The organism is Collinsella sp. CLA-ER-H3, from assembly GCF_040092425.1.
Taxonomy (GTDB): Bacteria; Actinomycetota; Coriobacteriia; order Coriobacteriales; family Coriobacteriaceae; genus Collinsella.
Map to the genome: position 1 here is coordinate 16,161 of NZ_JBBNLP010000015.1, position 10,929 is coordinate 27,089.

The 10,929-nt window shown below is 50.3% G+C and carries 11 protein-coding genes; 2 read left to right on the plus strand and 9 right to left on the minus strand.

Features of this window, described 5'->3' with window-relative positions:
• Positions 1-10 precede the first annotated feature (10 nt).
• Together AAAX32_RS09795 and AAAX32_RS09800 are read right to left on the minus strand one after the other, a co-directional pair.
• The gene (locus AAAX32_RS09795; RefSeq protein ID WP_349100713.1) at positions 11-1,459 is read right to left on the minus strand and encodes a hypothetical protein; all 1,449 of its coding nucleotides are present in this window, start codon (positions 1,457-1,459) and stop codon (positions 11-13) included.
• A 373-nt stretch (positions 1,460-1,832) separates the two neighbouring features.
• Entirely contained in the window at positions 1,833-2,660 is an 828-nt protein-coding gene (locus tag AAAX32_RS09800) for a DUF2971 domain-containing protein (protein ID WP_349100714.1), read from the minus strand.
• A gap of 354 nt (positions 2,661-3,014) precedes the next feature.
• Here AAAX32_RS09800 and AAAX32_RS09805 point away from each other — a divergent pair, with 354 nt between their 5' ends.
• A complete protein-coding gene (locus AAAX32_RS09805; protein ID WP_349100715.1) occupies positions 3,015-4,208 on the plus strand; it encodes a transglutaminase domain-containing protein in 1,194 nt (397 codons plus the stop codon).
• Positions 4,205-4,663, plus strand: coding sequence for an RICIN domain-containing protein (locus tag AAAX32_RS09810; RefSeq protein WP_349100716.1), 459 nt, complete (start codon positions 4,205-4,207; stop codon positions 4,661-4,663). Before AAAX32_RS09805 ends, AAAX32_RS09810 begins: the two co-directional genes overlap by 4 nt.
• A 711-nt stretch (positions 4,664-5,374) precedes the next feature.
• Here AAAX32_RS09810 and AAAX32_RS09815 read toward each other — a convergent pair.
• The 7 genes from AAAX32_RS09815 to AAAX32_RS09845 form a co-directional block, all read right to left on the minus strand.
• Positions 5,375-5,743: a hypothetical protein gene (locus AAAX32_RS09815; protein WP_349100717.1), complete on the minus strand. Its 369-nt coding sequence runs from the start codon at positions 5,741-5,743 to the stop codon at positions 5,375-5,377.
• Between the two features lie 557 nt (positions 5,744-6,300).
• Positions 6,301-6,567, minus strand: a complete 267-nt coding sequence (locus AAAX32_RS09820; RefSeq protein WP_328291071.1) for a DapH/DapD/GlmU-related protein — start codon at positions 6,565-6,567, stop codon at positions 6,301-6,303.
• A 292-nt stretch (positions 6,568-6,859) separates the two neighbouring features.
• Entirely contained in the window at positions 6,860-7,930 is a 1,071-nt protein-coding gene (locus AAAX32_RS09825; RefSeq protein WP_349100718.1) for an NAD-dependent epimerase/dehydratase family protein, read from the minus strand.
• Positions 7,923-8,642: an IspD/TarI family cytidylyltransferase gene (locus AAAX32_RS09830; protein WP_349100719.1), complete on the minus strand. Its 720-nt coding sequence runs from the start codon at positions 8,640-8,642 to the stop codon at positions 7,923-7,925. Before AAAX32_RS09830 ends, AAAX32_RS09825 begins: the two co-directional genes overlap by 8 nt.
• Positions 8,643-8,645: 3 nt before the next feature.
• Positions 8,646-9,473, minus strand: a complete 828-nt coding sequence (locus tag AAAX32_RS09835; protein WP_161145323.1) for a LicD family protein — start codon at positions 9,471-9,473, stop codon at positions 8,646-8,648.
• 2 nt (positions 9,474-9,475) lie between these two features.
• The gene (locus AAAX32_RS09840) at positions 9,476-10,732 is read right to left on the minus strand and encodes an oligosaccharide flippase family protein (RefSeq protein WP_349100721.1); all 1,257 of its coding nucleotides are present in this window, start codon (positions 10,730-10,732) and stop codon (positions 9,476-9,478) included.
• A gap of 100 nt (positions 10,733-10,832) precedes the next feature.
• On the minus strand, positions 10,833-10,929 hold a 97-nt coding region (locus AAAX32_RS09845; protein WP_349100292.1), incomplete at its 5' end, for an IS3 family transposase.

A 10,929-nucleotide genomic window follows, 5' to 3' on the forward strand; every position in this document is an offset into this window, starting at 1 on the left:
AACCAATACCCTACAAAAGGAAATCGGCTCTAAATTGACCCTCGTAATATTGAAAGGCCACTTTCGCTGGGAAAAATGAATCAGTGAGAGCAGCACAAGAAAGCACATCCTTAGCCCATTTAGCTAGAGAAGCGGGTAGCAGACAGGCAGTTTCATGTCCGTTGTCAGATATTACAGCCATTGGAGCGCCGTCCTCGGCAAACATGACACCCTGCACTGTATAGGTTCTTGGCTGACCTGTGATTCTGAGACGAGGGCGAAACAAGTTACTAGAATCGCTCGAATTGCTCACCCAAATAGGATCATCATTCATTACGTGAAAATGCTCCGAAAGACTTTCACAGCATAAGCTGTTAAAGTGTTCAGTATTATTCTCACCCACCTCACGTAGCTGAGAAGCATTTTCAAAACTGCTAAGGTAATTAAGAAGCGAAAGCAAAACCACAAGATCATCTGAGTAGCCGCTGGCATAAAACTTATACCAACACTGATCATACTGAATCAGGACCCGTCGTAACTTTTTATATAACGCGAGTCGCTCGTCATTTAGGTTGAACCACTCGTTATCAAAGAGTTTCTTTTGGAGCCCATCTTCTTGCGATTGATAGGTTTGCTCATTACGGATGGCTTTCATGAGTTTTGCCACAATCCCAACAAGCATATCGGACATTCTAATGCCGAAACACTCTGTCGAGTCAGCTTGACACACCCCGTCAAAACCCAGCCGCTCTGCAGCGGCCCTAGTATTTTCTTCACGATCAATAGTAAGCGTATAGCTATCGACTTCATTATGCTCGCTCAGATATAGCGCAAATCCAGACAGAGGCGAATAGTATTCCCACTCATAATTCTCCAGCGGCTCCACGCAATCAAAAACTTTCAAAATCAGCTGACATTGGGCTATTTCAGTATGCTTCAGCTCGAGATTCGTTTTGTCTAACTCAATTCTATTTCGAAGAAAAACCCGCAGGGCAGTAATCAGATCATCAGTAGATCGGTATAAAGACTCAACTACTTTAGTTGGCCTATATTGAACTAAGAGCTTTGCAAGAGAGTACTTTAGCGAATCGGCGTTAAACCGTGGACTGTTTTGATATTGGCTGAATAGCTTATCAATAAGCCATTCAGCCTTGCTTGAAAAGGCGCAATAGACGTATATATCCTCATCAAACAAGTCGAGGAAATCGCTTATCAAACGTGCGTTGTTCTGGGATAAAGTTTTAAACCCATATTTAAACTGGCTCTTTTTAAGAACAGTACTCTTTAACTCTTTAGCGTTTGGAGAGAGATACTTATTCTCAAACACGGAGTATTTGGCGGCCAGATCTCGCTCACGCCGTTCGTCCCATCCGACAATTGCAACCACAAATCCATCGTAAAATTCATCGGCAATGACTGTCTTGAAATTTAGCAAACGGCTATGCTGGCTTTCGTCATAGTAAAAAACATAATTTGGCATCTATGATCAATCTCCGATTCATAAATGAAATTGACGATGAAACATAAGGTAGGCAAATATTGCGAACACCCTGTTTAATTGCAACTGATTAACTAATTTTAGCCATTAATGCATAAAGTAAAGTGCCAGACAAATCGAAGAATGGTACCGGCAAAAATCGCCCGGCGCTAACAGTTTTAATAGGAGGAGATGCATCAGCAGCTGCTCATAGGCCCCTCCCATATTGCCGATAATCACTATCGCTAAGTACTTCTAGAGCAATCTGAGGGTACGATCTGACCTTTTGTACTTTGGAATAGAAGAGCATCATCTTCCCCACTATGAAGTCGCAGGGGCAACACATGGGGACTTCCGGCTTCACGTTACCGTCTAATTAAGAAAGCTCAATCGCGCTCTCTGTAACCTCAATGCCCGGTGCGTATTTCTGCACCAACGCATCCAAAATTAATCGGTTCCCCGGCGTCATCTTTGGGGAAGCGACGATCTTCATCGAAGAAAATGCTTCGTCTGAGATAATCAAATCGTAAAAGGAAGGAATTTCGGGATCGCATCTATCAAGTATGACCTCAGTGGCCCTCTTAACTGCTTCAACATCACCCTTGATTACAGAGGCGATGCCCACAGGAACTGCCGTCAAAACATATCGCCATTCGTTTTGGTATGACCAGGCAGTAGCTTTGTGAATCCCAAGTGTGTTTAAATCGGCTTCTATCCAGCCGTTTTCGCAGTTACGGATCAACTTTGGAAACAGAAGCGACTTATCGTTCGTATACTGGACTTCATGAAGCATCTCAACGCTTCGGGCCATTTCTTTAAAATGATATTTTTTATCCCAAAAGTCTTCGAGCGGCAATTGAAGTCCATCAAACTTGTCACCAGGAGTATTCAAAACTGCGTCACTAGATAGCTTACTTAGGCTCTCGGTAGACACAGAGTAGCGCTTAAACGGATGGCTCTTCATCTGGATTCTTACTCCACATTCAGCTCCAGCATACTCGCGCCACATGGGGATGCTCTCCTCATCAGAAGAGGTCCAACAACTGACGAGCTTCATTTTTCCAAGATTTTGAGAGTGTGCTGAACGCTGTTCTTGTGGGTCATCAACCTTATCTAACCGGCTGAACCTGATAGTTCGATTATGCAGAATCAAGGCCAGCGTATCTAGGCTTGCATAATGATAGAGAACGGCGGGTGCTTCCATGTTTGGCTCCTAGCTATAACAATGAGTCCATATCACTGTTCATCAAAAATTATAGACATGATTACGAAAAATCAATCAGTGCCAAACTGTCCACGTACCTCCCCCTCCCCTCCCCAACTTTGTCCAAAAAGTTCGCAGTTGTTGACTGGTGTTACCGTAAAATAACCCCACTTACACATACACGGAGTGTTGGCCTGGCGCCGCCTCCGGGCCCTGGCGCCCACCTTATCGAGAGGCACTGCTATGAAACGAGTCTTTTACCGCTCGCTCTGCGCAGTTCTTTGCGCGTCCATGCTAAGCGCAGCAATACCTGTAAGGGTTGTAGCGGAAGAAGGATGGCGTCAAGTAAACACCTTGGAGCAGTTTGATACTGGCGCAGCGGACAATTCGGGCGGCAGCATGACAGGCGACATCGATACAAGCGAGATCGGCAATGAGTCCATCAAAAATGATTCCGATCTCGCTAATCCAATTTCACATCAGGCGGAACCTCAGGTTTCCCTAGCCTCCGACATTTCGCCTGATTCGGAACAAGCCACAAAGGTCGCAATAAATGGATTTCAGCACAGCGATAGCGCCACCAGCGGCAGTGTCACCCTTACCGTCGAATGGAACGATCCGGTACTTGGACAGCCAATGACCTTCCATGTAAGCGCAACCGGTGGCAGTGGCAGCTATCTTTTCCGCATGGATGCGCCCTCTTACTCCAACCCCAATGAGTATGCCTACGAGTCGGTCGCCGACCCAAGCCGCGGAGAGTGGACAAAGTACACCAACACGTGCGTTAGTCACGACTTTACGTTCACGACGACGGCTACCGGATCATATAACTTCCGCTTTTACCTCATGGATAAGGCATCGGGTGTTTACTATTTGCGCACTAACACATATATCCAGGTTGCAGATGATGCGTATCCCAGCGTTGCGAGCATTGTTGGTGAGGCGGTGTCACAAGCCAAGCAAAAGACAAATGGTACTGAATTCGAAATGGCTCTCTATCTTCATGACTGGCTTCTCGATCAACTTGAATACGACAATTCGCTCAAGTGGTCCTCGGCAGAAAGCGCTCTTACGAGGGGGCTTGGGACGTGTCAAGCCTATGAATCAGCGTATGCGAAACTTCTTTCCGCTGCAGGTATAGAATGCGCCGAAACCCGCGATACCTATGATGGGCATACGTGGAATGCGGTTAAGCTAGATGACGAATGGTATCAGGTTGACTGCACCTGGTACGATACGTCCGATAACTTCTACGGCGATTTAGATCAGCGTCATTTGTACTGCTGCCTCACCGACGAGCTCATGGCAATCGCGCATCCGGGGCATGAAAATATTTATACCGCCGACAGCTACGCTACACGTTCTACCAGTCTTAAAGATAACTACTTTATACGTAATGGTAAGGCTGATGAGTGGGCCGCAGGTATGTCGAACGAATTCAGAAACACCTTGACGTTCGCGATGAGGGCTTCTCTATCGATGCCGACAACCAGTCCTTCCCGCCCAGCATCAGCGGCATCCAGAACGGCATTATCGTCTGCGCCATGAATCAACGCGAGTGGAAGGCAGGCGACACCAAGTCCTATCTCACCGCCGCTTCCAACGTCACCATGACATCAAGCAACAAGTGGACCGCAAAGTATGACTTCAAAAGCACATACCAAGGTGAGGCAGCAAAACCGGAACAAATCGTCCCCGACGGCGAGTACGAGATAGAAAAAGCCGGGTCGAGCATGACGATGCTAGACATCTCGGGCTGTTCGCCGGAGAACGGAGTGAACGCCCAGCTCTGGAAGCGCAACGGGTCCGGAGCTGGGCGCTTCAGACTCACCTATGACAGCAGGTTCGGCACGTACAAGATCGTTTGCTCCGGGACCGGCCTAGCACTCGACGTGAAGAGCGCCAACTTCTCCTCGGGGGCTAACGTCCAGCAGTTTTCCAGGAACGGCACCGCCGCCCAGAGATGGGTAATAGAGGCGCGCGAGGACGGCGATACGCGATAGATTCAGCGGGCAACCCCAGCCTGGCCCTCAACGCGAAATGGGTCTCCACTTCGGACGACACAAACGTGCGCATCTTCACGGCAAGCGGAGCCTCCGCGCAGGGCTGGAAGCTAGTGTCTATAGCAAATAAAACTGATAAGGTTAGATTAGACAAATCAACCCTAATCAATGAAATAAGGATTTAACGGGTAAGATAGCGCGTGTTACTTTACCCGCTCCAAGTAGCGTGAATCGCGTCAGCCATCTGGATATGGAGCCCTACCTTTCCGGTCCAAGTGCCCGGCTGCAATGGCGAGCAGGCGGTTCCGCCATTCGGAGATGGTCTTGTTGTTGACGCCGCACAGCTCGGCCTCGTTCTCAACTGGGGCGCGAGGCGCTTGGACGTGAAGAAGAGCATCCCGACACGGGCGGCTTGCGGAGCGCTCAAGAGCAATGCCCATTAGAGGGACGAATCTTCTCACTCATGAGCGGCAGTTTCTTTGTCGACATCCTCGCCGAACAACGGGAGCTCGTCGGCGGAGCGACCCGTCGCGAGCATCTCGAGGGGTCGCTCCTTTCATATCCATCTGTTCCATTCACCCGAGTGTCAACCGAAGGAATTGTCGATAAATATAGATTCGGGTGAGCATTCGGGCATATTCTCTATTTGGCTGAAGAGCATAGCATTCGGGGGCCATGCGACCGCCGAATCATAAACTGCTATTTAAACTGTTAGAAAAAAATCAATCCAACCATTGATTCAATAGCTTTGACGATATCGCTATCGATTTCTGAATCGAATTTGCGCGCGAACATCATTCTTGAATTCCTGATGAGTTCTAAGTCTGCAATTCCCGACACACGGGGTGACTCATCAGCACCCCAATCGATAAGCCGTATTATCGCATCATCCCTTTGAGCGCCGGGGGCTCGAAAGCATCTAAATCTACTCCCCGCATCCCAAACCTCAGTTTGCAGGAAGATTCCATTGCCGCACATAGAATCCCAGAAAACCGAACGTATCGACGAGGCATTCTTGACAAGATAACGAGCGAGGCCAACGGTGATTGAAAACCAGTTGTCAACTTTCATCAATTCCAAGTCTCTAGCAGGCTTCCTAATACACTGCAAAAGACTCGATAGAAGGCCATCCATCTTTCGTAAGAAAACCTGAGATTTGCTTATCCCGAAAGTATTCTAGATAACATGCTCACCGATTCTTCTCCGATAGTCCCTGTTGTGGCTTTCGAAGCGAATGGACGCTTTATTTCCAAAAGAGTCAAAGAATGAGTGAATCTGGTCCTGACTTTAAATAGAAAGATCTTGACCGCTCAAAAGGTGAGAATAGGAATAGTGTCCCTTTGCAACTGCGGAGTTGAGAAAGATGAGTTCACAGGCGATTTGCGAATACGCGCCCCAAGTGACTCTGATACGAGGAATTAAAAAGATCCCCGTCTTACTGACAGAAGCCAACAAGCGATTTTCTTTCCATCCGCTTTTTTGCATCCATATGGATGAAGATGCCGTTTCGTTCATCATCGAGGGCTCTCATCAGGGTGTGAAGAACCTCATTGTCCTTATGAGCCATAACAAGGAAAGCGTGTTTGTCCCCAGTCGCATCGGAGCGAGTTGGCATTGGTATACAAACTTCCATATGTCTACCACTCGCGAGGTTTATACTCGCCTTCCTCGGCAACGATATAAGGTGAAGGCTGCTTATGTTCAATAATTCGCGGTTTATCGAGAACAACCGTCGAGTTATCGGGTACGTCTTGGAACACAACGCAGTTTGCTCCGATCTTGACGTTATTACCAACGCGAATTCCTCCGAAAATCTTGGCGCCGGGACCGATGAAGACATTATCACCAATAACGGGAGCTTTCCCTCTGCTGCGTCCTATAGTTACTTGGTGAAAGATGGTCACATTTCGCCCTATGGTTGCCCCCCCGCAATGACTATACCGTTGATGCCGTGCGCAGTGATATTGGGTGGCGCCAAAAAATTCTCGCACACGCATGAAGCATCGTCGCTCCATCCAGGCATGATATCCGCACAGCTCCTGCGCATCTCGTGGTGAACATACAACGAATAATAAGTTTTGCGGATACCCCGGGCACTTCCGGTAAGAAGGGCGTGTCGCCTTCTCCAAAACTTATCGTCATCGTACCTTCCGAAAACCATATTTCTGAAGCCATGCCAAATCGTCTTTGCGCCCATCAGCATCCCCCGGGATTATTGAGTGAGCGGAGAACACAAAGCGTTCTTGATATACCTTCGGAGATGCCCATGCGCGCAGACCAACCAAGTTCGTTACGTGCCTTGTTTCCATCCATCAGCGCAAGCGTGGCCTTAGAGTACCCTGCCGCCTCCTGAGCGTCAGGAAATTTGAATACAACTTTAACACCACTGGCTTTAGCTACAAGTCCCGCAAGATCCTTCAACATTACATCGGATCCCCTATCTGCGAGGTTGTAGGCTTCCCCGTCGATACCAAGGAGCAGTATATGAAGCAGACCAGACACGGCGTCTGCGACGTGCAGGTAAGAGAACTTCTGCGTCCCCTCGCTCTTGAGCACAACGTCCTCGCCGGCAAGCGAGCGATGCAGGAACTGGGAGAGTGCCTTGGAATCATCGGGCAGTAGTGTGGGCCCGTAGACGCGCGCGATGCGCACGATAACGGCCTCGACCCCCTTCTGCGAACGGTAAGCTTGACACATAGCCTCGCCCAGTCGTTTTGATTCGTTATAGCAGGCGCGAAGAGTGTTGCAGTCGATGTTCCCGCAGTACTTTTCATCATAACGTTCCACGTCACCGCGGTTCTGGCCATAAATCTCGACCGATGAGGCAAAGAGTAGCCTAGCACCGCATTCGGCTGAATAGCTGAGGAGATTCTGTAAGCCGTCCACGTTGGCTCGGATGGTGCCGATGGGATCGGTAGCGTACTGGCGCGGGTGAGTGGAGCTCGCTAGGTGCAAAACGTAGTCCGCGGGGGCGGCAGGGCTGTAACCTATCGCAGCAACGGAGCCCTCCTCAAACGAGAAGTGGTCTCGACCGAAGTACGGCAGTCTCGAGCGCGCTTTCTCGATGTTGCGCCCCAAAGCGATGACGCTACACCGCGCCCCATCAATGTCGTTCTTGCGCATCAGAACGTCGACGAGGAAGGTCCCGATCAAACCGGTCGCACCGGAGATGACGACCGTTTTATTCGCGAGCTTCTCCCATGGCAGGGGAAGCGAGCAAACTTTGTCAACGTCGGCGATATACTCTGGGCATTTGAGCCTATTCATCGCGGGCATCCCTCTCCGTCGCCCATGCGCGGAAGAACTCGAGGTTTTCCGGCGTGGTGAGCTTGATGTTGCGGTCCGACCCGACGGCGAAGTTGAGCCTCACGCCCAGCTGGACCATCATTGTGTTCGTGTAGTTGGAGCCGTCGATTCCGACACCTTTTTCAAAAGCCTCGTGATATTTGGAGTCGAGGAGCCCAAAACGGTAGGCCTGCGGTGTAGACACACGACGAAGCGTCTCGCGGGGGATGTACTGCGTAGTGGTGGCGGAATCCTTCTTGTCCACAAGGAAAATCTGCTCGTTGTAAGGCATGCTTGTGACGGCGTTGCCGCGCTCCTTAGCCACGCGGACGACGTCGGTGATAACCTCTGGGTCGAGCATGGGGCGCACGCCGTCGTGAACGATGCAAATGTCATCTTCGGCAAGCACACCCTCAAAGTTGTACACGCCGTTGCGGATAGACTCCTGACCAGAGGCACCGCCTTTGACTACCCACTTCAGCTTGTCAATTTTGTACTGCCTTGCATAGGCGCGTAAGACCTGCTCCCAGCCGGCTAGGCATACGACCTCAATGGCATCCACAAGCGGGTGCTCCTGAAAAGCCTCGAGAGTGTAGACGATGACGGGCTTCTCGCCAACATTGATGAACTGTTTGGGGATCTCTTGCCCCATACGCAAGCCTACACCGCCCGCGATGATGATTGCCACGTTCATGAATTATTTTCCTTCCCCGGAATTTACCTTCCATACCTTCATCCCATGAGTGACCCGCTGGTCCTCAGGCGGAAGCCGCATATAGTCGCCGTAGAGCCCCCTTAGGTACGCGTCCCAGTGCGGACACGCCTTGAAAGTACGACTCTCGAACTCCATATCGATCAAGTTGTCGAAGTCCTCGGTGGGAAAACCTGGCTTATCAGGCTTGTAGGGCCCCCAAACAACATCCCCCGCTTCATGCGTATCTCCGAACTGAAGACCACGAGCCCTCTCCCCTAGCTCGGAAAACTGCTTTTCCGCAGGAAACAACGCCCTATGAATCGGAAATAGGACATGTTTTGCGACCTTTTTCAACGGATTTGAAGTAGATGTTTTGATGTTTACGTATGACCGCAATGCCCTAAAGAATGTCTTTTCCTGAGCCGCCATTAGGGTCGCTTTCTCAGTATTTTCGTCAGGCATGGCATCAGCGGGAAAAATGTCGATCCAGAGAAACTCTTCGATCACCTCTTCTAAGTGCGGTTCCTGCGCCCTCCATGAAGGGTTGGTCAGTTTCATGAAGGGATAGATGTACCCCTTGCGTCCAGGAATATTGGCAGTCAACCCAGCAGGCACCCACTCGGGATGTGATGCAAGTTCATCGAAATCAGGCCTGGGCATAATGACGTCGATATCGTCATCCCAAGGAATGAATCCTCTGTGTCTCACGGCACCTAAAAGCGTGCCGCCATCAAGTGAATAACGAAGCCCATGCTCGTTTGTCATCCTGTCAAAATCGACGAGCATAGCAAGCAAGAGTTTTTGGATTTCCATTGTGGGAAGGTACTGCATCATTACTCCTTAGGATTCTTATGAAAGTCTGTCTTCGACCGCGCCGCGCGCCAGAGCATGAAAACTCTTACTAGCAACAACAAGGCATCGCAACCCCAGCGAGCAACACAGATAACATCAAGGGTTATCAACCCGCCAAGGTAAAGTGCCAGAAGCGAGACCACATTAACAATCCCAGTGAATAACGTCGAGACGGTCAGCTCCTTTACATGCCCCATGGCGCCCAGAACCGGCCAGCCAATCAGAATTCCGTAAAATGAGAAGATAAAGATCGGCGAGATCATCAACATAACATGGGCACCGCCAACGTACTCGGGTCCTCCGAGGACGAGCATGATAGGCTTAGAGAGAGCGCAATACGCAACGATACCTAGGACGAGAACAGGCAACGCAACCAGCGCCAACTTTCGTGCGAACCCGAAGTCTCTGTTCTTGATCATATGGGGGTAAAGGCTGTTAGCAATAGGCGTGTAGAGCGACTGCACGGCATTCACAGTCGTGAGCGTAAGCGACCAAAAGGCGATGTCCGTCTTGCTTGTGATCGCTAACCCGATAATCACCGTTGTGAATCCAGAGAAAAGAGAGGAGCTGACGTTCGAAACGCAATAGATAGCGGAGACGCGTAGTTCCTCGAAGCTCTCCTTAAAGGTGGGCCTTGCTATACCGACGCCGAACATGCGCTTCTGGGCGCGATAGCTCCATGCGATGTCGACGATCTCCGACAGTACGTCAGCTACGGCAACGAGGATAAGGTCCCCCGGCCCGCGTACGAGAAGGATCGTAAGCGCGACCTGCACCCCCTTGGATGCGAAATATCGGGTCGTCAAAGGCCCCATACGCTCATTTCCCTGAAAGATGAAGTCGGGCAGCACTGTGCGACCTGCCGTTGCAAAGAACGCCCAGATGACGTAGACCGTATTCTCGGCCATAATAGGAATAAAGCGTGTTACTACCATGACACAGAAGAAAAGGCCGCAGAGCAACATGAGGCGTGCGACCGTTATCGCCCCCACGAGGCGGGAGAGAGCTGCAGTGTCCCCCCTGAGATCAACTACCTTCTTGGTACCAGAGAGTGTAAAGCCGAAATCGGCGATGGTTTGGACCACGCCCATGAAGGAGAGAACATAGGCGTAAACGGCATAGCCCTCAGTCCCGAGGATGCGAGTAAGATAGGGAATAAGCAGCAGCGGAAAGAGATACTTGAGTATCTGAAGGCCATACTGCCAAAGCGTGTTCTTGTAGAATGTATTGTGCTTCACCGACAGCATCCTCCTTTAAAGACGAAGGAGACGTTAGCCAGTCTACTAAAATAGAATCGACGGATAGAAAAGGGGGTGCGGACGATTTCTTGGACCGCGCCTAGGCGTATCCAAGCTTCCTGCGGTACTCCATCGGGCTCAGCCACCCGAGGGACTTCTTGATCCGCTCCTCACGATAGTACACGAGGTAGGCCTCG

Bases quoted from the DNA above. Each gene is read 5' to 3' on its own strand.
- AAAX32_RS09800 (WP_349100714.1), bottom strand. From the start codon at position 2,660: ATGGAAGCACCCGCCGTTCTCTATCATTATGCAAGCCTAGATACGCTG.
- AAAX32_RS09810 (WP_349100716.1), top strand. From the start codon at position 4,205: ATGAATCAACGCGAGTGGAAGGCAGGCGACACCAAGTCCTATCTCACC.
- AAAX32_RS09835 (WP_161145323.1), bottom strand. From the start codon at position 9,473: ATGCAGTACCTTCCCACAATGGAAATCCAAAAACTCTTGCTTGCTATG.
- AAAX32_RS09830 (WP_349100719.1), bottom strand. From the start codon at position 8,642: ATGAACGTGGCAATCATCATCGCGGGCGGTGTAGGCTTGCGTATGGGG.
- AAAX32_RS09825 (WP_349100718.1), bottom strand. From the start codon at position 7,930: ATGAATAGGCTCAAATGCCCAGAGTATATCGCCGACGTTGACAAAGTT.
- AAAX32_RS09795 (WP_349100713.1), bottom strand. From the start codon at position 1,459: ATGCCAAATTATGTTTTTTACTATGACGAAAGCCAGCATAGCCGTTTG.